This window comes from Pantoea sp. Ap-870 (assembly GCF_011752515.1).
GTDB lineage: Bacteria > Pseudomonadota > Gammaproteobacteria > Enterobacterales > Enterobacteriaceae > Pantoea > Pantoea dispersa.
The window spans coordinates 299,477-324,917 of the sequence record NZ_VWXG01000006.1 but is presented as its reverse complement, the minus strand read 5'-3'; the positions used below and the strand labels follow the sequence as shown (position 1 = coordinate 324,917).

Sequence of the window (25,441 nt, the reverse complement as noted above, 5' to 3'; positions counted from 1 at the left end):
GAGAAAGTGGCATCAGCATAGCAGTGTATGCGTTTACACTGCGCCGTAACGCGGCAAAGATCGCAACTTACAGAATTTTCTGTCGTCGTAACGAATGCTTGCCATGCATGACAGCGCGATGATGGTGAAAATCTCGCCAGTTCAGCCACATCGCTAATACTCCTGATCATTCCCCCTCACAGGAGCGGTCGATGAACACTCTTAACGTTGGCGACTATTTACTGCATCGTTTGCACCAGGCGGGTATCCGCCATCTGTTCGGCGTACCCGGCGACTACAACCTGCAATTTCTCGACAGCGTCATTGACCATCCCGGTATTACCTGGGTCGGCTGCGCTAATGAACTCAATGCCGCCTATGCGGCCGATGGTTACGGTCGCTGCAACGGCGCGGCCGCGCTGCTGACCACCTTTGGCGTCGGTGAACTCAGCGCGATTAACGGCATTGCCGGCAGCTACGCCGAATACGTGCCGGTGATTCACATCGTCGGCGCTCCTGCCAGCCACGCGCAGCAGCAGGGCGACTGCGTGCATCACTCGCTCGGCGACGGTGATTTTGGTCATTTTCTGCGTATGGCCCAGGAAGTGAGTGCCGCCAGCGCGGTGCTGAGCGCGGAAAACGCCGTGGCTGAAATTGATCGGGTCATTGCTAGCGCGCTGCAGCAGCATCGTCCGGGCTATCTGCTGCTGGCGGTGGATGTCGCCGCCGCCACGGTAACGCTGCCGTCAGCCAGCGCCAGCCCGGTACCGGCTGAAAACCGCGACGTGGCGCAGGCGTTTGCCGCAGCGGCGGAACGCCTGCTGGCACCGGCGCAGCGCGTGGCGCTGCTGGCCGATTTTCTCGCTGCCCGCTGGCAGCTGCAGGCACCGCTGGCTGAGCTGCGTGCGCTGCGCGCCATTCCGGCAGCCACGCTACTGATGGGCAAGGGCGTGCTGGATGAGCAGCAACCGGGCTTCGTCGGCACCTACGCCGCCAGCGGCAGCCGCGAAACCGTGCGCGCGGCAATTGAAGACACCGATGTCACCCTGTGCGTCGGCGTGCGTTTTACCGACACCCTGACCGCCGGGTTTACCCAGCAGCTGTCGGCGCAGCGGGTGATTGATCTGCAGCCGTTTCATGCCAGCGTCGCCGGAGAAACCTTTGCACCGCTGAGCATGGCGCAGGCGCTGGCCGCGCTGCTGCCGGTTTATCAGCGCCACTGCGCGCACTGGGCCACGGGCGAGGCCGACATGCCGGACGATGCACCGCCGGCTGCTGCTGCCGTAATCAGTCAGCAGGCTTTCTGGCAGGCGATGCAGCGTTTCCTGCAGCCCGGTGATATTATCCTTGCCGATCAGGGCACGGCGGCCTTTGGCGCTGCCGCGCTGCGTTTACCGCATGATGCGCAGCTGCTGGTACAACCTTTATGGGGTTCCATTGGCTATACTTTACCCGCCACCTTTGGTGCCCAGACGGCGCAGCCCGACCGCCGCGTCATTCTGATCATCGGCGATGGATCGGCGCAGCTGACCATTCAGGAACTGGGATCGATCCAGCGCGACGGCTTAAGCCCGATCATTTTTCTGCTGAATAATGAGGGATACACTGTCGAACGCGCGATCCATGGAGCGGAACAGCGCTACAACGACATCGCGCAGTGGAACTGGACCGCGCTGCCGCAGGCGATGAGCCTGAATTGTGCGGCTCAGAGCTGGCGCATCAGTGAAACGGCGCAGCTCGACGCCGTGATGGCGCTGCTCAGCCAGGCGCGTTGCCTGTCACTGATTGAGGTGGTGATGGAGAAACAGGATTTGCCGCCGCTGCTGCGCACCGTCACGGCGGCGCTGCACCAGCGCAATAGCCACAAAGTTTAGGACAGTTGCCTCTGTACAGTTGGGCTGGCGACAGTCAGGCTGTGCGTCGCACTGAATGACCAACGCTCATCGTGCAAGGTGAGCGTTGTTGTTTTATTGGCAGGCTTTTATAGTGTCCTGCACTTGTTTATGACCCAAGCGGAGCAGCAGAAGAATGACAAAATACGCCCTGGTCGGCGATGTGGGCGGCACTAACGCTCGTCTCGCCTTGTGTGAGGTGGAGACCGGCGCCATCTCCCAGGCCAAAACATTCTCAACATCAGACTACGACAACCTTGAAGCAGTTATCCGTCACTATCTGGATATGCAAAAACAGGACATTACCGACGGCTGCATCGCCATCGCCTGTCCGATTACCGGCGACTGGGTGGAAATGACCAACCATGACTGGGCTTTCTCAACGCGTCAGATGAAGGAAAGTCTGGGCTTTGCGACGCTGGAAATCATCAACGATTTCACCGCGGTTTCCATGGCGATTCCGATGCTGACCGCACAGGACGTCATCCAGTTCGGTGGCAAAACGCCGGTGCAGGATAAACCGATTGCCATCTACGGTGCCGGCACCGGGCTCGGCGTCAGCCATCTGGTGCACGTCGATAAGCGCTGGGTCAGCCTGCCGGGCGAGGGCGGTCACGTTGACTTCGCGCCAAACAGTGAAGAAGAGGATGCAATTCTCGAAGTGCTGCGCGCCGAACTGGGTCACGTTTCTGCCGAGCGCGTGCTGTCGGGTTCCGGGCTGGTTAACCTGTATCGCGCGATTGTGAAATCCGATCAGCGCGAGCCGGAAAACCTCAAGCCAAAAGATGTCACCGAGCGGGCACTGCAGGACAGCTGCATTGACTGCCGCCGCGCGCTGACGCTGTTCTGCGTCATCATGGGACGGTTTGGCGGCAACCTCGCGCTGAACCTCGGCACCTTTGGCGGCGTCTACATTGCCGGTGGCATCGTGCCGCGCTTCCTCGATTTCTTTAAAGCGTCCGGCTTCCGCGCGGCATTTGAAGACAAAGGTCGCTTCCGCGATTATCTCGTCGATATTCCTGTTTACATGATTACTCACGACCAGCCGGGCCTGCTGGGTGCCGGTGCCCATCTGCGCCAGGCGCTGGGGCGCGTGCTGTAATCTGACGGGCGAACGGCTTCCCGTGCCGTTCGCCTTCAAAGATGCATCAGCTGGCGAAACGCCTTCACCTTGCTGCGACTCACCGGCACCTGCGCATCCATATCGCGCAACTTCACCAGATAGGTGTTGTTAAACCACGGTTCGATCTCGCCAATCTTGCTCAGATTAACGCAGTAGGAACGGTGGCAGCGAAAGAACATCGACTCAGGCAAACGGCTGCAAAACTCGCTGATCGCCATCGACATCACATAGGCTTCGCGCCGCGTGTAGACAAACGTCAGCTTCTCATGTGCTTCAACGTAATAGATATCGTTGATATCGGTCACGATAATGCGCTCATCTTTAACTAAATTCACCGTTTGCGGCGCGCTGGCTGCCGGATTGTGCTGCTGCGCCTGCTGCTGTTGTGCGCTGGCCTCCAGCTTGTTCAGCATGGTGATGATGCGCGACTCGTGATACGGCTTGAGGATGTAGTCAAACGCCTGCAGTTCGAAGGCCTCGACCGCGTGCTCTTTCCACGCGGTGATAAACACAATCAGCGGCTTATGGATAAACTGGTTGATGTTCTGCGCCAGCAACATGCCGTCAAGCGACGGGATGTTGATATCGAGAAAAATCACGTCCACCCGATGAGTCTGCAGATACTTCAGCACTTCCAGCCCATCATCAAAGCAGGCTTCGATGCTGATCTGGCTATGCTGCTGGATCATCCAGCTTAGCTCCTGCTGCGCCAGGAATTCGTCTTCGACAATAATGGCTTTCACGCTGAGGTTTCCGCTAACGGGGTGAGCGGGCCGGACAGCCGCTGACCACTTTTGCTGAGGGTAAAGGCGATTTCCGTACCGGGCTGATGACGGGTGATGGTTAAGCCGTGGCCGGACAGCAGTTTCACCCGGTGATGCACATTCAGCAGGCCAATTTTATTGCCCGGCATTTCGTTGCGCGCTACCCGGCTGACCACCTCTTCGCTGATGCCGGCACCGGTATCGCGCACCGCCACGCGCACGCGATCGCCCAGATCTTTCACGCTCAGCGTGACCACGCCTTTGCCGCGACAGGGCTGAATACCGTGCACGATGGCATTCTCTACCAGCGGCTGGATCAGCAGGCTGGGCAGCGAAAAGTGCAGATCTTCATCGATGTCGTAAATCATCGACAGCTTGTCGCCAAACCGTGCCTGCTCAATGGCGATGTAATCTTTCACCTGCCACAGCTCTTTTTTGATGTCGATGGGTTCATCGTCGTTGAGTTCCAGGTTGTAACGCAGGTAGCGCGACAGATTAATCACCAGCTGGCGCGCCGTGTCCGGATTCAGGCGAATTGATGAGGAGATGGCATTCAGCGCGTTAAACAGGAAGTGCGGGTTGATTTTGCTTTGCAGCGCGCGCAGTTCCGCTTTATTGGCCATCTCGCGCAGCTGCTCGGCACGCGAGACTTCCAGCTGCGTTGAGATGATTTGCGACAGTCCGACCGCCATCTCTTTCAGCGAACCGGTAATGCGATGGGCGCGGCGATAGTAGATTTTCAGCGTGCCGGTCACTTCCCCTTTTTCCCAAAGGGGAATCACCAGCATTGAGTGAATGTCTTTGGTGCGGTGTGCCTCATCATTATTCTTAATGATAATTTTACCGCTGGCGATCGCCTGCGCGGTGGTAGGACTGATGCCGTCGTCGCCGTTGTGGTAGTTCTGCTCGCCGTAGCCAACGTAAGCCAGAATCTGTTTGGTGTTAGTGATCGCCACCGCATCGGCATGGATGTCGCTGCGAATGATGGCGCACACTTTGCGCAGCGAGTCGCTGTTAACCTGACGAAACAGCGGCAGGGTTTTGTTGGCAATCTCCAGCGCCAGCTTGGCCTGACGCGCGGCAATCGCCTCTTTTTCCCCTTCGACGCTCTGCACCAGCAGCACAATCAAACCAATGCTCGACGCGCCGAGAATCATCGGCAGCGCAATTTCCGACACGATGGTTAAACCGAGTGACATCGGTTTCGCCCACAGCACGATCAGCAGCATGGTCAGGCTTTCACACAGCATGCCGCCAAGGATGCCGGCGCGCCAGCGCTGCTCTTTGCTGACGAAGCGGTTGATGGCACCGGCGGCGATACCGGCGATGATGCTGGTAATCAGACAGGGCACCGAGGTGATGCCGTCGATATCAATCAGGAAGCGGTGCACGCCGGCAATCACACCGGTTGCAATGCCGACCCACGGCCCGAACAGAATGCCGCCCGCCATGACCGCAATCACCCGGACGTTGAGCAGTGAGCCGTCAACGTTGATGCCGGACCAGGTGCTGAACAGCGCAAACAGCGAGAAGATGGCGGTCACCACGGCTTTTTCGCCGATTGAATGTTCATCTTTTTGCAGTAGCTGACGAAATACGCGGGTGCGGGTCAGGAAGAACAGGCAGATCAGCATCAGCGCGGCGCGGTCAAACACCGCCAGCAGCATGTCGAAATGGGAAGGCACGGTGTTCTCCGGAGCAGGCAAGGTTGCGGACATGATAAAAAATGTGATCGCGATCCGCCAGCGTCCCGGCAAGCTGCAGACGTTTCTCATAGCCTGGATCAATTTTTAAGATGCGCACTGCCGGTGCGCATCAATGCGCACCCTACAAGACCGCGGATGCACTCCAGGGGCGCCATTTATGGCGACCAGATATGAAGGTGCGCACTGCCGGTGCGCATCAATGCGCACCCTACAAGACCGCAGATGCATTGCAGGGGCGCCATTTATGTCGACCAGATTGGAAGATGCGCGCCGTGTAAAATTGGCCGCTGACACACCGTAGGGGCGCCATTTATGGCGACCAGATACGAAGATGCGCACCCTGCAAGACCGCAGATGCACCGTAGGGGCGCCATTTATGGCGACCAGATCCGCCCGTAACACCCGCCCCTGAAGGGAGGCAAGGCAAATTATCCGCTATGAAACCTGAAAAGAGGAAATCCTGAGTGCTAAAAAGAGGATTGCTGAAAGCGTGCAGCGTTCACTGGTTGTCACGGATGCGGTTTGCTATGTTGCCGTAAGCACAACAGCGGAGCGTGGCCATGCAATTACTCACCCCTCGTTTGTCCCTCAGCCGGTTACAGCCGGAAGACTGGCAGATTTTCAAAGCGGTCCATGAAGATGCCGCGACCATGACCTGGGTGAGCGAGATCCCCGATGAAAACGACATCCGCCAGCGCTTTAACGAGCGGCTGGCACCGTGGCAACCCAGTAGTTTTCACATGCTGTGCCTGGTGGCGCGCCTGCGCGATAGCGGTGAAGCGATTGGCCTGTTTGGCTGCAGCGCCGAATGGCATCCGTATCGTCAGGCCGAAGTGGGTTACATGCTGCGCCACGCCTGTACCGGTCAGGGCTACGGCAGCGAAGCGTTGCAGGCATTGTGCACGTTCCTGCTGCAGGCCGACTTCCACAAACTCAAAGCGCTGGTGATTGAGGGCAACTGGCCGTCGCGGCGCATTCTGGAAAAGAACGGTTTCGCGCTGGAAGGCACGCTACGCGATAATTACCGGCTCAACGGTCAGTGGGTAAACGATTGGGTGTTTGGGCGCTTAAACGAAGCAGGCTAAGAAAATTTGCCGTCCCCCCTCGACAATATTGTTATCAGCGCGTTATGTTCTTGTTTCGGTCACGGCAGTGACCAGCGTCGCTCGGACGGTCCGGGCGCTAACGTAATCCAGAGGACATCATGGCTGATAACAGCACACCCCGTCGTTTCTCGCGTATTGAACGTCTGCCCCCCTATGTGTTTAACATCACGGCTGAATTGAAGATGGCTGCGCGCCGGCGCGGCGAAGACATCATCGATTTCTCCATGGGCAACCCGGATGGCGCGACACCGCCGCACATCGTGGAAAAGCTCTGTCAGGTGGCACAGCGTGAAGACACGCACGGCTACTCTACCTCCAAAGGGATTCCGCGCCTGCGCCGCGCCATTTCGCGCTGGTACGCCGAGCGTTATCAGGTGGATATCGATCCGGAATCTGAAGCCATTGTTACCATCGGCTCGAAAGAGGGCCTGGCGCACCTGATGCTGGCGACGCTCGATCACGGTGACACCGTGCTGGTGCCCAATCCCAGCTACCCGATTCACATCTACGGTGCGGTGATCGCCGGCGCGCAGGTGCGCTCGGTACCGCTGGTCGCAGGCGTCGATTTCTTCAATGAGCTGGAACGCGCCATCCGCGAAAGTTACCCGAAACCGAAGATGATGATCCTCGGCTTCCCGTCCAACCCGACATCGCAGTGCGTGGAGCTGGACTTCTTCGAGCGCGTCATCGCGCTGGCGAAGCAGTACAACGTGCTGGTCATCCACGATCTGGCCTACGCCGACATCACCTATGACGGCTGGAAAGCGCCGTCGATTATGCAGGTGCCGGGCGCGCGCGATGTGGCGGTGGAATTCTTTACCCTGTCAAAAAGCTACAACATGGCGGGCTGGCGCATCGGCTTTATGGTCGGTAACAAAGAGCTGGTGGCGGCACTGGCACGCATCAAAAGCTATCACGACTACGGCACCTTCACACCGCTGCAGGTGGCGGCGATTGCGGCACTGGAGGGCGATCAGCAGTGCGTGCGCGATATCGCTGAGCAGTATAAACGCCGGCGCGATGTACTGGTGAAAGGGCTGCATGAAGCGGGCTGGATGGTCGATCTGCCGAAAGCGTCCATGTACGTCTGGGCGAAAATCCCCGATCACTATGCGCATCTGGGCTCACTGGAATTTGCCAAGCTGCTGCTGCAGGAGGCGAAAGTGTGCGTCTCGCCAGGCATTGGCTTTGGTGATTACGGCGATACCCACGTGCGTTTTGCCCTGATTGAAAACAGCGATCGTATTCGTCAGGCGGTGCGTGGCATTAAAGCGATGTTCCGCGCCGACGGTATTTTGCCGGGAACGGTAAAAGCGGTGGAAGAAGCAGAGTAACTACAAATCGGGGCGACTGAGCGGTCGCCCCGGCTGGCGTCTTTACAGCATCAGCACGAAGGTGCCGACCCAAAGTAAGACGAAGAAAGAGATTCCCATCAAGGCGTATTTCACAAAACAACTCCTCTGAGCGGTTACAATGATGGCGATCCCAAACCAGCGTAACCCGAACAGAATAAGAGAAAGGTGGAGTTCATCATCGCTACACGCTTTCTACTCAGGTCGCTCCGGGCTGCCCCGAAACAGGATCGAGCGCTAATTTACGCGGATTCGATCCGAAAATAAATAGGTCACTTCTGAGAAGTTGCTCACATTTTCATCGGGTCTCAATCTGCGGAATCGCCGACATGCCGACACGTAATTGCGCCAGATCGCTTTGATGCGGATCCAGCACAATTTTCACCGGCAAACGCTGAACCACTTTAGTGTAGTTGCCGGTGGCGTTATCGGGGGCAATCGCGGAAAACGTGGCGCCGGTAGCGGGCGCAATACTGTCAACGTGACCGGTGAAGGTCTTGCCGGGCAATGCATCAATCTTCACCACCACTCTCTGGCCCGGGCGCACATCCGCCAGCTGCGTCTCCAGATAATTGGCGGTGATGTAAGTCCGCTGTAGCGGCACCACGGCCAGCAGACGCGTACCCGCGCTGACCCAGGCTCCCACGCGCACCGAACGCTGACCCACCATGCCATCCACCGGCGCAATAATACGCGTATAAGAGAGATTCAGCCCGGCCTGGTCGACGCTGGCCTGCGCCGCCGCGACATCAGCCTCCGCCTGACGCAGCGCGGCCTCAAGCACTTTCACCTGCTGTTCGGCCGCCGCCAGCGCCGCTGCGCTCTGGCGCACCGTAGCGGCCGCAGAACGCTGGGTTGAGCTGGCTTTCTGCTGATCGTCAGCGGCTATGGTGCCGCTCTTGTACAGCTGGTTGTAGCGCGCCGCGCTCTGTCCGGCATACTGCGCCGATGCCTGACTGGCGGCCAGCGTGGCACGGGCCTCGGCAATGGTGGACTGATGCTGGTCGAGCTGCGCCTGCGCGCTCAGCCGTTTGGCGTCGCTGACCTGCAGATTCGCCCGCGCGGTCTCCAGCGCCACGCGATAGTCGCGGTCGTCGAGCGTCGCCAGCACGTCACCAGCCCGCACGCGCTGGTTATCCTGCACGTTGACGTGGGCGATATAGCCGGACACCTTCGGGGCCACCAGCGTGTAATCGGCATTCACCCAGGCATCATCAGTGCGATGGTCGTTGCCGGTCATGGCTGACCAGAGCCAGAACGCCATCGCCAGCAAAACCAGCAGCAGGGCGCTCAGCAAGGTTGTTCGTTTCATAGCAAAAGCGTGCATAACAGTTATTCCGGAGTTTTGGTAACAGGTTGAATCAGGGTTTGCGGTGGCCAGACGCGTTTCGCCAGGCACAGCGTCAGCACTAACAGCCCGACAGCGAAAGCGATCAGCATCAGATACGCATCGCTCAGGCTCAGCACCATGGCCTGATGCTTCAGCAGGGTGGCGAAGCCGCTGAGATTGGCCGCGCTGCTGGCGCTGCCGTCGGCCAACAGCGGCAGGCTGCTGCTGGCCTGCTGGCTATCCGCTGCGGTCATCAGCCAGCTGCGACTGGCCGCCTGATCGACCAGCACGCTGGAGTGAAACTGCTCGCGATGGCTGATAAACCACTCCACCAGCGTGCTGGCGGCGATGCTGGCAAAGCCGCGTACGGTATTGAACATGGCGGAGGCGAACGGTCCTTCCGGCGGCGCGACCACACTGGTGGCGCTCATCAGCACCGGCAGAATCACCATCGGCTGACCAAACGCCTGCAAGACCTGCATCAGCCAGAAGTTTTGCCGCGCCCAGTCGGTGGTGATCTGCATGCCGAGCAGGCAGGCGGTCGTCAGCAGCAGCACACCGGCGCTCAGCACCCAGCGGCAGTCAATCCAGCGGATATTCAGCAGGCTGGCGACCAGCGGTGCAATCAGCAGCTGCGGCAGGCCGATGGTCAACGCCAGCGGCGCGAACTGCAGCGTGCGAAACCCCTCCACCTGACCAAAATAGGCCGACGGCAGCGCCGAACCGGACAGCGCCAGAATCAGTACACCCGCCAGCGCCAGCAAACCGTGCGACAAATTATGGCGGCGCAGCATCTGCAACTTAAACAGCGGCAGCGGGTGAAACCATTCATTAATAAAGAACACAATCAGCAACGCCAGCGCGCTGAATAATAGGGCGACAAACAGCGGCGAGCTGAGCCAGTCGAGACGCTCACCCTGCGTCAGCGCCAGAATCAGCAGCGCCATGCCCGAGCAGCCGCTCAGCATGCCGAACAGGTCAATCTGTTTAAATCGCTCAGTGCGCAGCGGATCCTGCGGCAGACCCCAGCCGATCAGCAGCATGGCGATCAGCATGGCCGGCACCACCTGCCAGAACACAAACATCCAGCTGACGTCATCGGTCCAGAACGCCGCCAGCGACGCCGCCAGATTCGGGCCAAACGTGGCGGTGAGGGCGTAAGCACTCAGCCCATAAAGTTTGATCGGCGGTGGCAGAAAGCGCAGCGCCACCGTCATCAGCAGCGGCGGCAGGGCGCCGCCAAACAGTCCCTGCACCACGCGCAGCGCAATAAACAGCGGGACCGTGGGCATAAAGGGCAGCAGGACACCGCACACCATGAAACCGGCCGACACCGCCAGCGCGAAGCGGCGCAGCGAAAAGGTGACGGCGAACCACGGTGCAATCATCATCGCGGCGACTTCCGCTGCCTGATAAGCCGAAATAATCCAGCTGCCGTAATCGTAGCTAATGCCGATTGCGGCACGGATATCGGCCAGCGCGATGTCGGTAACGCGATCGTTTAATCCGGAGGTCAGCGCGGCGATCAGCACTCCCACCAGCCCCAGCGCGAGGCGCAGGGTAAAAGGATGCGGTGCCGGTGCCGCCACGGGCTGGGCATTCATAACAGGTGTCTCGTTATTGGTTGATGCAGTGTATTGCGATGTGATACAGCTCGCATCTTACATTTCGATATGGTGTATTGCAATGTGATACAGGGTGTAAAAGTGCGATCGTTCGCGCTAAAGTAGGGCAGGCCAAAAAGGAACGTATCATGGTAGAACCTCCCTCAAGCCGTGAGGATGAAAAAGCGGGTGGCATTCAGGTCATTGCGCGTGCGGCAAAAATTTTAAATGCGCTCGGTGAGCATCCGGGCGGCATGAGTCTGGGTGAAATTGCGCAGGTGGTCGATCTGCCGCGCTCGACGGTGCAGCGCATCGTGGCGGCGCTGGATAGCGCGCAGCTGGTGCGCAGCGGCGGGGCTGGCGGGCTGCGCCTCGGTCCGGCGTTGCTGAAGCTGATCTCCAGCGTGCACAGTGACGTGGTGGAAATTGTCCGGCCGTTCCTCGAACAACTCTCGGCGGAAATCAATGAAACGGTGTCGCTGGCGCGGGCCAGCGGGACGCAGCTGGCGATTGTCCATTACGTGGTGGCCACGCGTGAGCTGCGCGTGGTGCCCCACATCGGCCTGAATCTGCCGCTCTACAGTACGTCCGGTGGTCGGGCGCTACTGGCGCTGGAGAGCGACGAAGATGTGCGGGTGATGGTCGGTGAAGCCTATGCGGAACTGACGGAAATGACGGTAAAAACGCTGCCGCAGTTGCTGACGCTGATTGCGGAGGTGCGCGCTAGCGGACTGGCTATCGATCGCGGCGAAACGCTGGAGGGCATTTCCACCATGGCGGTAGCGATTGATACGCTGTTCGGGCGCTTCTCGATCTCACTGCTGGTGCCGACGGCACGTTTTCACCGCCAGGAAGCGCATTACCGGACAGCGCTGATAAAGTGTAAAGAGGCGCTGATTCGCGAAATTGGCAAAATAACTGCTGCGGAAGGATAACCGACTGATGAAAACCTTGCTGATGGCCATTGATAACTCACCGGTGGCGGAAAAAGTGATCGCCCTGACCATTGAACAGGCTCTGGCGCAACAGGCGCAGGTCACCGTGCTGTGCTGTGTCGATCCGGCTTATTCGTCGTGCAATCAGCCGATTGAGATCGACGCCGGGGAAGACCCGGACGATTTTGTCGTGGCGCAGGATGAACAAAACACGGCTGAAATGGTGGTACGCCATGCGCTGGCACCGCTGCTGCGCGCTGGCATTGACGCACGCGGGCTGATTCTGGCCGGTGAAGCGGCGGAAACCATTGTGGCGCAGTCTGAGGCGTTGCACGCCAGTATGATTATAATGGGCCGTCGTCACCTGTCGCCGCTCAACCGCCTGCTGAAAGGCTCGGTAAGCGCAGCAGTGATTGAACGCGCCAGCTGTCCGGTTTTAATTGACGTTCGCAAGGATTAATGTCGCTCCATGTTCTCGCTTTTCCCGCTCACGCTGGCTGCTTTTGTGCTGCTGGCGATCATCATCGTGGTACTGCTGCGCACCACCGCGCTGCGCGTCTGGCAGGGTGTCCTGCTGTTTTTGCTGCCTGTGCTGCTGGCTAATCTGCTGTGGTTTAGCTGGCTGCATCCGCGTCAGGAGCGCGAGGCGCTGGCGGCGCAGGTGGCTACCCAACTGAGCGACGCGCCGGGTTATCGCGTACTGAAAGTGCAGGAGCCGGCGCTGTGGCAACTGCTCAATCGCGAGCTGCAGCACAAGCTGGCAGAGGGCGTACCTGCGGAGCAGGCGCTGGGCGATATGCGCGGCTGGCTGATGGATTTGGTGAATCAGCGCATGGCGCGCGCCAGCGATGCGGCGATCATCAACTACATCCGCGTTTCGGTGCAGGAGATGCAGGCGCTGCAGCAGCAGGATACGCAGCGCTGCTTCCGTTTCCTCTATCCGCAGGTCAGCGGTGGCGTCAATCTGCAACAGGTGCTGTCGCCGGAGCTTAATCAGCGCGATGGTGAAGCGCTCGAGGCACTGCTGCAAAACAGTACCGGCGATGAGCTGGCGGTGGATCAGCCTCAGGCGCAGCGCGATCTGCAGCGCGTGGTGGAAAAACTGTATGGCAAGTGGGGCGATAAGCTGCAGCAGCTGAATATGCCGGCGGATACGGCGGTGGATCGCGGCACGATGTGCGCGATGTCGATAGATCTTTACAGCGGAATTCTCGCATTGCCGGACAAACAAGCGGCCAATCTTTTGCGTAAGATGGTCAGCCTTACCGGATAACGGGCGAAAAAAAGCCCGCTCAGCACGGGCATAAAGGTCACTTTCAGTATGTCTTTTTGTGGGTATCACCTGGTGTGGTGCAGACTTCGTTTTGTCTGAAGTCATCTTCTCACTGCTGATGTGATAAGGAAAACCGTTTGGTTTTATTGATTTGATTGGCGAAAACTTTGCATTAATCGGACATTTCGCGTCTTTTTCCTATAGAGGCGTGTGGCGTTGCCTTTTACACTGCAACGTCTGATGAGGACACCCTAATGAATAAAATGCTTATTAGCGCGTTAGCGCTTTTTATGCTGGCCGGTTGTAGTGTCAGCAAACCCGGGGGTTTTGAGCGCGTGGATGAAGATGCCCGTTCAAATACCGTACAGTATCGTTACGATCCACAGAAGCTGGATAAAGATGCGCTGGAACTTGATCTGGCGAATTACTGTAACCAGCGCGGCTTCGATAAAGTCGAATCGCTTCCGGCGCAGGACAGCAATTTGCCTGGCCTGAAGAAAGTCTGGTATCAATGTAATTACGCGGTGAAAAGCTAAAAAATAAGGGCGGGATTGATTCCCGCCCTTTCTTTATTCATTTTTTATTATGTGCTGTGTGTGCTTTGCCCAATTACCAGTGACGATAGCCGCCATGGCCGTGATGCCAGCCGCCGCCGTGCCCGTGGCCCCAGCCGGGACCGCGTCCATGATCGTGTTCGATAATACACCCGCTTAGCATGGTCATAATCGCCACCACCGAAGCGACTTTTATTAACTTCTTCATGGAGAGTCCTCCTCTTTTCCAATGAGGCCAGATTAACCGGGAAAAGTGGAGTGAAGATGCAGTGAATGTAGAGTTATTTCCGTAATTATTACCAGATATGTCAATTAAAAGCTAAAAGTGACAGGGCGGGAAATAAACCAATCGGAATAAGCTGAATAGCGCCTGATAATAACCCGATTACTCTGAAATGCAAGGTTAAATAACAGTCATTCTCAACGCGTGATCAATTCTGTGTTTATCAGTAAAAAGCCTGCCGTGCATTTACACGGCAGGGTGGTGAATTAATTATGCAGTACCGGCGCGACCAGGTTTTGACGATTTGGCAGACGGATACTGAGCGACAGCACCAGCGAGATCACCAGCAGCGTCATAATCAGACTGAAGGTCACGGTGAAGCCGCCGAACACCGAAGCTACCAGCGAGCCAAGCACGCTACCGATGCCGAAGCCGAGATAGATCAGGCCGTAGTTTTTGGTCAGGTTGTTGAGGCCGAAGAAATCGCTGACCAGTGACGGGAAGACGGTGATGGTGCCGCCAAAGCTGAATGCAACGCAGGCCAGCGACAGGAAGAAGGTGGTTTCATTCATGTGGGTGAATAGCAGGATGCTCATACCGCTCAGCGAAACCAGCTGTGCCAGCGAAATGACCCGGATGCGCGCCATTTTGTCCGACAGCACGCCGAGAATCAGTCGTCCGCTCAGGTTGGCAATGGCAATTATCGTCACCGCATTGGCCGCCGTTTGCGTGCTCAGATGCACCAGGCCTTCACCAATGTCTTTCGCGACACCAATCACATACAAACCACTCATGCAGGCCGTCAGGAACATCAGCGCCAGCATCCAGTACTGCGGCAGGCGCACCGACTGCGCCAGCGTAAACTCCTGTGTGGCCTGTTGCTGACGTGAGCCAGCCTGCTGCAGCGGCGCATCGCGCATCATCAGTGCACCGGCAATAATCATCGTCATCGCCAGCACACCCCAAATCACAAAGGTATTTTCCAGCCCCTGAGTGCTGAGCAGCGCGCCACAGATAAATTTAAAGCCGAGACTGCCGAGGCCGTAAGCGCCGATCGAACAGGCCGAAATCAGCCCTTTGCGCTGCGGAAACCACTTCACGCAGTTAGAGAGCGTCATCAGATAGCCCGCGCCATCGGCCAGCCCGACCAGAATGCCGGCGCTCAGGTACAGCATCATCAGGTTGTCAGCATGGGCGGTCAGCCAGAAGCCAATCGCCATCAGAATGCCTGCACCGATAGTGACATTGCGCACGCCAAAGCGCTCCTGCAGCTTGCCGGCCAGCGAGGAGGCAATCGCCAGACCGAGGCTGAGCAGACCAAAGGAAAAAGCCACCTGGCTGACCGGCGCATCCAGTTTCTGTGCCAGTTGGCCATTAAACAGGCTCCAGGTATAAACCGAGCCGAGCGCGAACTGGGTAATGATGGTGCCTGCGAGGGTAAGGATACGGACACGCTGATGATTAGGGGTAACGGCTGTTGTCATTTTTCTCTCTCCCATCCGGGAATACGGAATCTGCAGCGATAATAAGCCTCACGCGGGCGCGGGTGGTGCGGACGGGCGTGAACGGAGCGGGAGACGGAATGAAATGCTGTGAAAACGGTATGAATGGCATTGCGCCTTTGCTTAAGCGCAGCGCGGATGTCGTCACATGAACAGGCATTGCGACAGGTGAGCATGTGTAACAGGGTGTTTTAAGCGCAGCATCTGCGCGGCAAAACACAGGAACTTTGCCAGGCTTATAGTTCACTCAACAGGAGGAAATATGAAAGACCGGGCATATGAATCCGTATCCAGCGGGGATGAGGTTTGCTGCATCATCGGTCAGGCGGTTATCGAGTTAAGCGATGAACAGCAGCCTGTGACCAAGTCCACCCTGTCGCTGAAATTACTGGCGATGGCCGACCGCGACAGAGATGATGAACGCGTTCTGCTTTACTGGATTGCCAGAAAAGCCATTAACCAACCTCACCAGCTCAACATCGGCGTCGGGGGCTGGCGCTAGAGGAGTGACAGAGCGGGCGCTATGCCCGCTCTTGCTTCAGGCCAGACGTAACCGGCGATGAGCCGGCCAGCGCACGAACATCACCATGTTCCCTGCCAGAATCATCACCAGCCCGACGATAGCATTGCTATGCCACTGATAGCCTTCATACAGCGTCGAAAGCGTCAGCGCCACCAGTGGAAACAGCAGGGTGCTGTAAGCCGCCTGGCTGGCACCGATGCGCCCCACCAGCGTGAAGTAGGCACCGAAGCCCAGCACCGAGCCAAACAAAGCCAGATAGCTCATTGCGCCCAGCCACTGCAGATTGAGTGCCGGTGCCAGCGCGTCGCCATTCACCAGCGCCAGCACGGCCATGATCAGCGCACCGTATAGCATGGCGTAGCTGTTGGTGGTCAGCACGTCGCGCTGACGACGCTGATGGCGGGTAGAAATCATATTGCCGAAGGAGAAACCGAGCGTGCCCAGCGCGCTCAGCCCCACGCCCCACAGCAGCTGCGGCGCAACCTGGGCTGACTGAATATCCTGCCAGAATAGCGCAACAATCCCGCCGAGGCCCAGCGCGGCGGCGGGCAGCAGGCGGAAAGGCGGGCGCTGGCAGAAAAAGATCCAGCTGTTGAGCGCGTTATACAGCACCGCCATCGAAAAAATCACCGACTCCAGTCCGGTGCTGATCATCGCTGCCGCATGGTAAAAGCAGACAAAATTAAAACCGAATACGCAGCCGCCCTGTAACAGACAAAACAGGTGGTCACGCGCATCCAGCGTACGCAGACGTTTCAGCAGCCGGAGAAGCACCAGCATGGTCAACGAGGCGAACAGGAAGCGCCAGAACACCGCCACCAGTACCGGCGTATCGGCGGCCTGCTGCTGCAGAAAAATCGCAATCCAGGTGGTGCCCCAAATCAGCACCACCGCGAGGTATAACATCAGGTTCATCAGAAACTCTCCGGCGGAATCAGGCTCGCAGTGTGCCTGAGCGACAGGAGCGCGGCTTGCATGACTTTGCGCAGCACTTGCAAATTCTTGCGCTTTTTCCCGCCTGGTCCGGCATTGGCCTGTTTTCTGTCCGGTCAGTTGCGTAAACTACAGGACATCAACCCAGAGAGCGATGTCAGACCATGCCGGAATATCAGACGTTTACTATGCTTCAGCGTCACAAAGCGCAGCTGCGCGATAGCGTGCAGCTGAGCGGCGGCATTCGGCTGGCGGCATGGTTCAACAGTGGCGATCGCGTGACCAACCTCAGCGATCACCATACGCTTAGCCTGTACGTTGCCGATGGTTACGACACCTGGCACAAAACACCGCACGGCTGGCGCAACGGCGGCGCGCCGGATCGCTTTTGCCTGATGCCGTCTGGCACCGAGTCGACCTGGGATCTGCGCGCGGATTTATCCTTCGTGCACCTTTATTGCACCGATGCGCATTTGCGTCACCTCGGTGAGCAGGTGTGGGATCGCAGCCCGGCGCAGCTTAACCTGCATGAGAAGATTTTTGCCGACGATGATCGCATCACCCAGCTGTATCGCCATTTTCTACTGAGCGCCGACTGGCAGCAGCCGGCTAACCAGCTGATGCTGAGCAGCGCCTCAACACTGCTGATGACCCATCTGCTGCAGCGCTACAGTCAGGTACAGTGGCAGCTGCCGCAGGTGCGCGGCGGACTGGCACCGGTGGTATTGCGCCGCGTGCTGGCGCTGATCGATACGCAGCTGGATCAGCCGTTAACGCTGGCCCAACTGGCGGCAGAGGCGGCGCTCAGCGAATACCATTTTGCACGTATGTTCCGCAGCAGCACCGGCGAAGCGCCGCACCAGTATGTGATGCGCCGCCGTATGGAAGCCGCGCAGCAACTGCTGCAATTCAGCGCGCTGTCGCTCACCGAGATTGCCCTGCGCTGCGGTTTCCACTCCTCCAGCCATTTCAGCAACCGCTTCCGCCAGCTGCACGGCATGGCACCCTCGGCATGGCGTCAGCGCTGACGGGGCAGTTGGAATGAAGTTTGTGAGGAATAGATTACTGAATTAGCAGCGGCGCGATTGATCGCATACGTCATTATGTCGTGAACCACGCTATCCTGATTGATTCCCTCTGGTCGCTCCCGAACGTTATTTATACGAAATTTCCCGCATGGGTGATGATTTATACGATTACGTTGAACGGATGTAGCACGGGGCTTAAGTGCGCTCTGTTTTACCTGAAATATTTACTTCATTTCATTACCCTCCTGTATGAGATTCCGCACTGCTGCTATCCGCAATTTTTATCTTTTTATGTCATTTCTTTCTTGATGGTGTGATTGTTTTTGGCGGATTTTTTATTTTGACCTGAATCAACAAATTCACGCTTTGTTAATATTAATCCACAACTTTATTTTTATTGGCATTAATGTGCGGTCTTTAATGTCTTTGCCAGTTTTTTTAGCTGGTTTCAGGTGACAATGATCTGCCTTTTTTAGTGTTAATGGCCTGTGTTCGTCACTTTTATAGCTTAAAGATCTGGCTATTTGCTTTTTTGTCGATCATTGCTCTGTTGTTACCTCTAAAGTAGTATGGCGCGAAAAATGTGCGCTGAGATAAACAGAGGGATGATGAAATGGCAGATAGTTTCCAGAATGAAGTGCCAAAGGCACGTATTAACTTAAAACTTGACCTGCATACCGGGGGCGCAAGCAAGAAAACCGAGCTTCCGCTGAAATTACTGGTGGCGGGCGACTTCAGTCATGGTCAGGCGTCCGCACCATTATCAGAGCGAACCAAAGTTAATCTGAATAAAAATAATTTTGACGCAGTGCTTTCCGAATATTCGCCCAAAGTCACGGTTGCCGTTAAAAATACGCTGGCCGATGACGGCAGCGAAGACAGCATCAGTCTGACTTTCCAGAGCATGAAAGATTTCTCTCCGGAACAGGTCTCCCGGCAAATACCTCAGCTGAAGGCCATGCTTTCCATGCGTAATTTACTGCGTGATTTAAAAGCCAACCTGCTGGATAACCAGGCCTTCCGAAAAGAGCTGGAAAAAATTCTGCTGGACCCGGCGTTAAGTGCAGAGCTGCGCGCTGAGCTCTCAACCCTGGCACCAAAACAGCCATAACCATCACGATGATTTAACGGATTAATAAGGAAGATGCTGATGTCTGTAAATAATGAGAATGCGACGGGTGGCGAGAGCGTGGTGCTGGAACGTCCGGCAGCCGGTGGGGTTTATGCCACCCTGTTTGAAAAGATCAATCTCAACCCGGTTTCTGAGCTGAGCGCGCTGGATATCTGGCAGGATGCGCAGGCGATGTCGGATGCAACGGCGGATGAGCGTTTAACCGCCGGCATGCAGGTATTTCTGGAGTGCCTGAAAAAATCAGGCGCAAAAGTTGAAAAACTCGACAAAAACCTGATTGACCATCATATCGCCGCGCTGGATCACCAGATCAGTCGTCAGCTGGATGCGGTCATGCATAGCGAAGAGTTCCAGGCAGTGGAGAGCCTGTGGCGCGGCGTGAAATCGCTGGTTGATAAAACCGATTTCCGCCAGAACGTGAAAGTCGAACTGCTGGATATGTCTAAAGAAGACCTGCGTCAGGACTTCGAAGACAGCCCGGAAATTATCCAGAGCGGCCTGTATAAACACACCTACATTGATGAGTATGACACACCAGGCGGCGAGCCGATTGCGGCGCTGATTTCCGCTTATGAGTTTGATGCGTCTGCGCAGGATGTTGCCCTGCTGCGCAATATTTCAAAAGTGTCTGCTGCGGCGCATATGCCGTTTATCGGCTCTGCCGGCCCGCAATTCTTCCTCAAGGATTCAATGGAAGACGTGGCGGCCATCAAAGATATCGGTAACTATTTTGACCGCGCTGAATACATCAAGTGGAAATCCTTCCGCGAGACGGACGATTCGCGCTACATCGGTCTGGTGATGCCGCGTGTGCTGGGTCGCCTGCCGTATGGCCCGGACACCGTACCGGTGCGCAGCTTCAACTACGTTGAAGAAGTCAAAGGCCCGGATCACGACAAATACCTGTGGACCAACGCCTCGTTTGCCTTCGCATCCAACATGGTGCGCAGCTTCATTAACAATGGCTGGTGCGTGCAAATCCGTGGTCCACAGGCCGGTGGTGCGGTGCAGGATCTGCCGATTCATCTGTACGATCTGGGCACCGGTAATCAGGTGAAGATCCCGAGTGAGGTAATGATCCCGGAAACCCGCGAATTTGAGTTCGCCAATCTCGGTTTCATTCCGCTGTCCTACTACAAAAACCGCGACTACAGCTGCTTCTTCTCGGCCAACTCCACCCAGAAACCTGCGCTGTATGACACTGCGGATGCCACCGCCAACAGCCGCATTAACGCCCGTCTGCCGTATATCTTCCTGCTGTCGCGTATCGCGCATTATCTGAAGCTGATTCAGCGTGAAAACATCGGCACCACCAAGGATCGGCGTCTGCTGGAACTGGAGTTAAACACCTGGGTGCGCAGTCTGGTGACCGAAATGACCGATCCGGGCGATGAGCTGCAGGCTTCTCACCCGCTGCGCGACGCGAAGGTGGTAGTGGAAGATATCGACGACAACCCGGGCTTCTTCCGCGTCAGGCTGTACGCCATCCCACACTTCCAGGTAGAGGGCATGGACGTCAACCTGTCACTGGTTTCCCAGATGCCGAAGGCGAAATCGTAAGCGAAGGCAGGAAGCCAATGAAAACGGAACAACCGTTATGGGGCAGGGGCGTTATGGTCTCTCCCCAGCACTTCCAGCAACAGGTCGCCTATGCGGCCTGGTCTGCGGAATGCATCGCCCGGCTGGGCCTCTGCCATCCCTGGGGGATGATTACTGCCACCTTCGAACCTGATGCACTGAAGCTGGGCCGCCTGCAGGCCCGTCATCTGCACATCCGTTTTCCTGATGGCACGCTTATCGACACCGAGAACGCCGATGACCTGCCGCCGGTGCTGATGCTTGAGGGCGAATCACAGGACGTGGTGGTGGTTCTGGCACTTCCGCTGCTGCGGGCAAATGGCGGCAACTGTCTTAAACCCGATGAGGTGGCCGAGCGCCCTGTGCGTTATCGCCAGCGCTGGCGGGATGTCCGCAACACCTTTGGCGACGATACCCGGCAGATTGCAGTGATGCAGCCAGAGCTGACGCTGCGTTTTGCCCATCAGAACAACAGTGATTATCTGACCTGTCCGGTCGCCCGTCTGCAGCAGGATTCCCAGGGCAGCTGGGCACTCGATGAAACCTGGCTTCCGCCACTGCTGGCTCTGCAGGGCAGCCGCTGGCTGGTAACCCAGCTGGAACAATTGATGACGCAACTGCGTGCCCGTCTGAGTCGACTGATGTCCATGCGGCGTGAAAGTAACGAGCGCATGGCCGACTTTGCCGTGGCTGATGTGTCGTTGTTCTGGCTGCTCAATGCCCTGAACAGCGCAGAACCGGTGCTCGGCCAGTTTCAGCGTAACCTGCAAAGCCCACCGGAGCGTTTGTACCCGGAACTGGCGCGGCTTGCGGGCAGCCTGCTGACTTTCTCGCTGGAACATCAGGTGAGTGCTATTCCGGTCTGGCAGCATGAACAGCTGAATAGCGTCTTCCCGCCGCTGTTCGACTTACTGGGCGATCTGCTGGAAGCCAGCCTGCCGTCGCGGGTGGTGGCGATTGAGCTTGAGCACGATGCCCGGCTACACGTCTGGCAGGCCCGTCTGCATGACTCCCGTCTGCGCGAAGGGGCGGATTACTACCTTTCCGTGCGTTCACCGATGCCGGTGGCACAACTGCAGGAGCAGTTCCCGCGCCAGTGCAAGATCGGCAGTCCCGATCATGTCAGGAGTATCGTCAATTCCTCACGGGTGGGCGTGCCACTGACGCCACTGCGCCATGTGCCGGCAGCCATTCCGCTGCGTCTGGAAAACCAGTATTTCAGCCTTGATGTCTCGCATCCCCTGGCCAGTGAAATGCTTCAGAGCGGCACCTGTATGTTTTACGTTCCGGGCATGCTCGGCGAGCCTGAACTTGAACTTTTTGCGGTACTGAGAACATGAGTGAGCCTAAACGCAGTACTGCTGCGCCCATTGATATTGATGCTCTGCTGCAGGATACCTGGCTGCAGGTCATCAGCCTGCGTCACGGTCCGACGTTTCAGGATGGAGAAGGGCGCACGTTGTGGGAGCGTTGCATTGCCGATGTTGAACGTGTGCAGCGTGAGCTGAAAGCGAGCGAACTCGATGAAGTCAGCTGTCAGCATATTCTCACCGCACAGTGTGCGCTGCTTGATGAGGCGGTCAAAGGTCGTGGTGTGGAGGATGACGCCTGCGTGCAGTGGTATGACATTCCCCTGCAGGGGCACTTCCTCGGCACCATGGATGCCGGTGATACGCTGTGCGATCGCATGCGTGATGTGCTGCGTGAACCAGCGCCTGACCAGGCTGTCATGACCTGCTTTCAGCGGGTCATGATGCTGGGGTTCCTCGGCAGTTTCCGCTCTCTGAACGATCCGGAGCGCCAGAAGCTTATCAACGCGCTCAGTGAACATGTCACGCCGTTCAGCTATCCACCAACCCATCCGGTTCTGGCGGAAAGCCGTACCGGACGAGAAATGGGCGGCTGGCTGGCGTCATGGCCCGTGCGTATTGGCCTGAGCGTGGTGCTGGTGGCTGCGCTGTGGTGGGGACTGAGCCACTGGCTGGATCAGATGCTGGTGACGCTGATGAGCGATGTCCGCCAGTCTCCACTGATTGCCCTGATGAATACCATTGCCTGGCAGGGGCAGACCGGCCAGCACAGCGAAAGTCTTTCGGATTCCATTATCAAATCGGCTAAAGATCTCGTAAGTGGACAGGACAAGCCAGCGATTGACCAGTCTGCATCAGGGCCGCAGGGCCCGCTGGATGACACCTTTGGCCCGCTGCTTCAGCTTTTAGGTAAAAACAAAGGCAGCAACGTTATGTCTGCGGACACGTCACTGAGTCTGCAGACATATCTGACCCGCATCACCCGCGTGCGTCTGCGCCTGCAGCAGGTGGCCAGCGCCTCTGATCCGCAGGCGATGATGCAGACTCTGGCGCAGACCGTGTTCCAGGGCAAAAGTGTGGATCTGACCGACACCCAGCAGTACGGCAGTCTGATTTCGGCAAGCCTGGGCGAAGAGTGGAGTGGTTTTGGCAGCACGATGTTTGTCCAGCCTCTGACTCAGGCCTGGGAGACCGTGCTTCAGCCGTCGGCGGCGAGCCTGAATGATAAATGGAGCCGCTCGGTTGTCGCTAACTGGCAAACTGCCTTTGACGGACGTTTCCCGTTTGCCGCCAGCAAAAGTGATGCCTCTTTACCCATGCTGGCTGAATTTGTGCGCAAGGACAGTGGGCGTATCGAGCGCTTCCTGACCACAGAGCTCAACGGGGTGCTGCACAAAGAGGGCAGCCAGTGGGTGCCGGATAAGGTCAACAGCCAGGGGCTGAGCTTCAACCCGGCCTTGCTGCGGGCGATTAATCAGCTGAGCCAACTGTCAGACATTCTGTTCACCGATGGCAGCCAGGGCATCAGCTTTGAGCTGCAGGCGCGTCCTGTACCGCAGGTAGTGGAGACCCAGTTGATTATTGATGGACAAAAGCTGCACTACTTCAACCAGATGGCCGACTGGCAGAGCTTCCGCTGGCCGGGTGACACTTACAAGCCGGGGACGATGCTGACCTGGACCTCGGTCAACGCTGGTGCGCGTTTGTTCGGGGATTACAGCGGGACCTGGGGCTTTATTCGCTGGCTGGACCAGGGCAAACGCCAGCAGCTTGACCGCAGCCAGTGGATGATGAGCTTTACTGCCCCGGACGGTCGCACTTTGCAGTGGGTGCTGCGCTCACAACTCGGGAAAGGTCCGCTGGCGTTGCTGGATCTGCGCGGTTTCACGCTGCCGGATCAGATATTCAGTGTCGACAGCGCGGCCACCGCGCAGGCGCTGATGGCTAACACCGCAAACAGTGACATGGAGGAGGTCGAAGAATGAGCACACTGCAGAATCTGGTTACCGCCTGTCAGGCTGACGAAACTCAGCTGCGGCGGCAGGCGCAGGTACGCACGGAAAACTGGCAGCCCTGGCTTGCGCCGGTAAGTAGCGCCAGTCCGACCGGTGAGGACCCGGGCTATGATGATGATTTTCAGCGTATCCGCGAAGAGGTCAATAAGCTCTCCGGCATTGATACCGGGTTGATTTGTACGCTTGCCGAAAAACTGCTGACCACTGCGGCCAAAGATATCCGGGTTGCAACTTATTACTGCTGGGCGCGCCTGCACCAGGACGGCGAAGCCGGTTTTGCCGAAGGACTTGAGCTGCTGGCGGGATTGCTACAGCGCTATGGCACGCAGCTTCATCCTCAGCGCGAGCGGAGCCGTAAATCGGCGCTGGAGTGGCTCGCAGGCTCCCGTGTTCTGGACAGCCTGTCACTCTGGCCGGAAGTGGTTCGCGACGATGCACTACGCACTGCCGGTGCGTTGCTGCTGCTGCGCGACAGTTTGGACACAGAGCCGGAAGCGTCGCGGCCAGAGCTGAATGCCCTGTACAGCGCGCTGGAATCCCGCCTGATAAAGGCCGGAGGTGTGGATGCCGTGGTACCGCAGAACGCAGGTGATAAGGCTCCGTCACAGCTCTCCACGCCTGTGACGGAGCCAGATGCGCCAGTGCTGAGCCGCATCACCTCCGGTCAGGATTTGCTGGCCCAGGCCCGCACCCTGACCGGATATCTGCGTGAGCAACCCGATGGCTGGCTTGCCGCACACCGGCTGATGAAAAGTCTGCGTCATGACACGTTGCATAGCATTCCTGCCCCGGATGCACAAGGCAAAACCCGTATAGATCCGCCTCGCGCAGACCAGCGTGCCATGCTCAAACGTCTGTATCTGCAGCAGAGCTGGTGCGAAATACTGGAGCAGGCAGACAGCGCCTTTTCGCGTGGCGCTAATCACCTCTGGCTGGATTTGCAGTGGTATATCCACCAGGCGCTGATGAAATCGGGGCAGGAGGTGCTTGCCGGGATCATCGCCGCCGACCTGAAAGGATTGCTGCGTCGCCTTACCGGGCTTGAAACCCTGGCCTTTAATGACGGTACGCCGTTTGCCGATGAAGTGACGCTGAACTGGATAAACCAGAGCGTACTGGACGACATCTCCGGCTGGCGGGATGAGCCGGTCAGCGCCGCCGGTGAAACAGATAACGATATCCTGGCTCTCGAGCCGGAAGCGCTGGAGAAAGCGGACACCGACGGTCTGGATGCCACACTCCACTGGCTACAGACACGCCCGGGCACCGACTCGACAAAAGACAGATGGCTGCTGCGTCTGCTGATGGCCCGCGTGGCCGAGCAGAAGGGCAAAAATGAACTGGCACTGCATCTGCTGGGAGAGCTCGACAGTGCCGCCCAGTCCATCACCCTCATACAGTGGACACCGGCACTGCTGTTTGAAGTGAAATCCCGACGGCTCAGACTGCTTCGCATGAAAGCCACACGCAGTGAAACCGATAAATCACGGTTACAGCCAGAGATGGACCAGCTTCTGGCGGGTCTGATTGCGCTCGATCCGGCCAGCAGCGCGGTGCTTTGCGGCTAAAACGCCAGGCA

23 protein-coding genes are annotated in these 25,441 nt (G+C 57.7%); 15 read left to right on the top strand and 8 right to left on the bottom strand.

Annotated elements, in window-relative coordinates; translation table 11 throughout:
- Positions 1-191: 191 nt before the first annotated feature.
- Both F3J41_RS16615 and glk read left to right on the top strand, forming a co-directional pair.
- Complete coding sequence (locus tag F3J41_RS16615; protein ID WP_166711819.1) at positions 192-1,853, top strand: alpha-keto acid decarboxylase family protein; 1,662 nt, start codon at positions 192-194, stop codon at positions 1,851-1,853.
- Between the two features lie 154 nt (positions 1,854-2,007).
- The gene (glk, locus tag F3J41_RS16610; RefSeq protein WP_166711817.1) at positions 2,008-2,973 is read left to right on the top strand and encodes a glucokinase; all 966 of its coding nucleotides are present in this window, start codon (positions 2,008-2,010) and stop codon (positions 2,971-2,973) included.
- A 35-nt stretch (positions 2,974-3,008) separates the two neighbouring features.
- Here the strand turns inward: glk and F3J41_RS16605 are convergent, their stop codons facing one another.
- Entirely contained in the window at positions 3,009-3,737 is a 729-nt protein-coding gene (locus F3J41_RS16605; RefSeq protein ID WP_021508252.1) for a LytTR family DNA-binding domain-containing protein, read from the bottom strand.
- Positions 3,734-5,425 carry a sensor histidine kinase gene (locus F3J41_RS16600; protein WP_021508253.1) on the bottom strand — a complete coding sequence of 564 codons (1,692 nt, stop codon included), beginning with the start codon at positions 5,423-5,425 and terminating at the stop codon, positions 3,734-3,736. The genes F3J41_RS16605 and F3J41_RS16600 overlap by 4 nt, the downstream gene beginning before the upstream one ends.
- A gap of 599 nt (positions 5,426-6,024) precedes the next feature.
- On the opposite strand from F3J41_RS16600, the gene F3J41_RS16595 reads away from it, so the two are divergent.
- Both F3J41_RS16595 and alaC read left to right on the top strand, forming a co-directional pair.
- Positions 6,025-6,549, top strand: a complete 525-nt coding sequence (locus F3J41_RS16595; RefSeq protein ID WP_031280018.1) for a GNAT family N-acetyltransferase — start codon at positions 6,025-6,027, stop codon at positions 6,547-6,549.
- A 119-nt stretch (positions 6,550-6,668) separates the two neighbouring features.
- Positions 6,669-7,904: an alanine transaminase gene (alaC, locus tag F3J41_RS16590; RefSeq protein WP_058758368.1), complete on the top strand. Its 1,236-nt coding sequence runs from the start codon at positions 6,669-6,671 to the stop codon at positions 7,902-7,904.
- Positions 7,905-7,946: 42 nt separating this feature from the next.
- Here alaC and ypdK read toward each other — a convergent pair whose 3' ends face one another.
- The 3 genes from ypdK to F3J41_RS16575 form a co-directional block, all read right to left on the bottom strand.
- Positions 7,947-8,018 carry a membrane protein YpdK gene (ypdK, locus tag F3J41_RS16585; RefSeq protein ID WP_006120362.1) on the bottom strand — a complete coding sequence of 24 codons (72 nt, stop codon included), beginning with the start codon at positions 8,016-8,018 and terminating at the stop codon, positions 7,947-7,949.
- 202 nt (positions 8,019-8,220) lie between these two features.
- The gene (locus F3J41_RS16580) at positions 8,221-9,249 is read right to left on the bottom strand and encodes an HlyD family secretion protein (RefSeq protein WP_166711813.1); all 1,029 of its coding nucleotides are present in this window, start codon (positions 9,247-9,249) and stop codon (positions 8,221-8,223) included.
- A 5-nt stretch (positions 9,250-9,254) separates the two neighbouring features.
- Positions 9,255-10,856, bottom strand: a complete 1,602-nt coding sequence (locus F3J41_RS16575; protein WP_166711811.1) for an MFS transporter — start codon at positions 10,854-10,856, stop codon at positions 9,255-9,257.
- 149 nt (positions 10,857-11,005) lie between these two features.
- Here F3J41_RS16575 and F3J41_RS16570 point away from each other — a divergent pair, with 149 nt between their 5' ends.
- From F3J41_RS16570 to F3J41_RS16555, 4 genes are all read left to right on the top strand, one after another.
- On the top strand, positions 11,006-11,791 hold the full coding sequence (locus tag F3J41_RS16570) for an IclR family transcriptional regulator (protein WP_021509102.1): 786 nt from the start codon (positions 11,006-11,008) through the stop codon (positions 11,789-11,791).
- A gap of 7 nt (positions 11,792-11,798) precedes the next feature.
- Positions 11,799-12,251 (top strand): universal stress protein, encoded by a 453-nt coding sequence (locus F3J41_RS16565; RefSeq protein ID WP_058758371.1) that lies wholly within the window; start codon positions 11,799-11,801, stop codon positions 12,249-12,251.
- Positions 12,252-12,260: 9 nt separating this feature from the next.
- Positions 12,261-13,064: a hypothetical protein gene (locus F3J41_RS16560; protein WP_058770795.1), complete on the top strand. Its 804-nt coding sequence runs from the start codon at positions 12,261-12,263 to the stop codon at positions 13,062-13,064.
- Positions 13,065-13,318: 254 nt separating this feature from the next.
- Entirely contained in the window at positions 13,319-13,600 is a 282-nt protein-coding gene (locus tag F3J41_RS16555) for a membrane lipoprotein lipid attachment site-containing protein (RefSeq protein ID WP_021509105.1), read from the top strand.
- Positions 13,601-13,673: 73 nt separating this feature from the next.
- Here the strand turns inward: F3J41_RS16555 and F3J41_RS16550 are convergent, their stop codons facing one another.
- The gene (locus F3J41_RS16550; RefSeq protein ID WP_166711810.1) at positions 13,674-13,826 is read right to left on the bottom strand and encodes a hypothetical protein; all 153 of its coding nucleotides are present in this window, start codon (positions 13,824-13,826) and stop codon (positions 13,674-13,676) included.
- Between the two features lie 281 nt (positions 13,827-14,107).
- A complete protein-coding gene (locus F3J41_RS16545) occupies positions 14,108-15,325 on the bottom strand; it encodes an MFS transporter (protein WP_166711808.1) in 1,218 nt (405 codons plus the stop codon).
- Positions 15,326-15,605: 280 nt separating this feature from the next.
- Here F3J41_RS16545 and F3J41_RS16540 point away from each other — a divergent pair, with 280 nt between their 5' ends.
- A complete protein-coding gene (locus F3J41_RS16540; RefSeq protein ID WP_166711806.1) occupies positions 15,606-15,845 on the top strand; it encodes a hypothetical protein in 240 nt (79 codons plus the stop codon).
- Positions 15,846-15,881: 36 nt separating this feature from the next.
- Here the strand turns inward: F3J41_RS16540 and F3J41_RS16535 are convergent, their stop codons facing one another.
- Positions 15,882-16,781 carry a DMT family transporter gene (locus F3J41_RS16535; RefSeq protein ID WP_059009049.1) on the bottom strand — a complete coding sequence of 300 codons (900 nt, stop codon included), beginning with the start codon at positions 16,779-16,781 and terminating at the stop codon, positions 15,882-15,884.
- A gap of 182 nt (positions 16,782-16,963) precedes the next feature.
- On the opposite strand from F3J41_RS16535, the gene F3J41_RS16530 reads away from it, so the two are divergent.
- The 6 genes from F3J41_RS16530 (at position 16,964) to tssA (ending at position 25,430) form a co-directional block, all read left to right on the top strand.
- A complete protein-coding gene (locus F3J41_RS16530) occupies positions 16,964-17,827 on the top strand; it encodes a helix-turn-helix domain-containing protein (RefSeq protein ID WP_059009050.1) in 864 nt (287 codons plus the stop codon).
- Positions 17,828-18,440: 613 nt separating this feature from the next.
- Positions 18,441-18,938, top strand: coding sequence for a type VI secretion system contractile sheath small subunit (gene tssB, locus F3J41_RS16525; RefSeq protein ID WP_021509110.1), 498 nt, complete (start codon positions 18,441-18,443; stop codon positions 18,936-18,938).
- A gap of 33 nt (positions 18,939-18,971) precedes the next feature.
- Positions 18,972-20,519: a type VI secretion system contractile sheath large subunit gene (tssC, locus tag F3J41_RS16520; RefSeq protein ID WP_031280019.1), complete on the top strand. Its 1,548-nt coding sequence runs from the start codon at positions 18,972-18,974 to the stop codon at positions 20,517-20,519.
- Positions 20,520-20,536: 17 nt separating this feature from the next.
- Positions 20,537-21,877, top strand: coding sequence for a type VI secretion system baseplate subunit TssK (gene tssK, locus F3J41_RS16515; protein ID WP_058758377.1), 1,341 nt, complete (start codon positions 20,537-20,539; stop codon positions 21,875-21,877).
- On the top strand, positions 21,874-23,832 hold the full coding sequence (gene tssL / locus F3J41_RS16510; RefSeq protein WP_166711804.1) for a type VI secretion system protein TssL, short form: 1,959 nt from the start codon (positions 21,874-21,876) through the stop codon (positions 23,830-23,832). Before tssK ends, tssL begins: the two co-directional genes overlap by 4 nt.
- Positions 23,829-25,430, top strand: a complete 1,602-nt coding sequence (gene tssA, locus F3J41_RS16505) for a type VI secretion system protein TssA (protein ID WP_166711802.1) — start codon at positions 23,829-23,831, stop codon at positions 25,428-25,430. The genes tssL and tssA overlap by 4 nt, the downstream gene beginning before the upstream one ends.
- Positions 25,431-25,441: the final 11 nt, after the last annotated feature.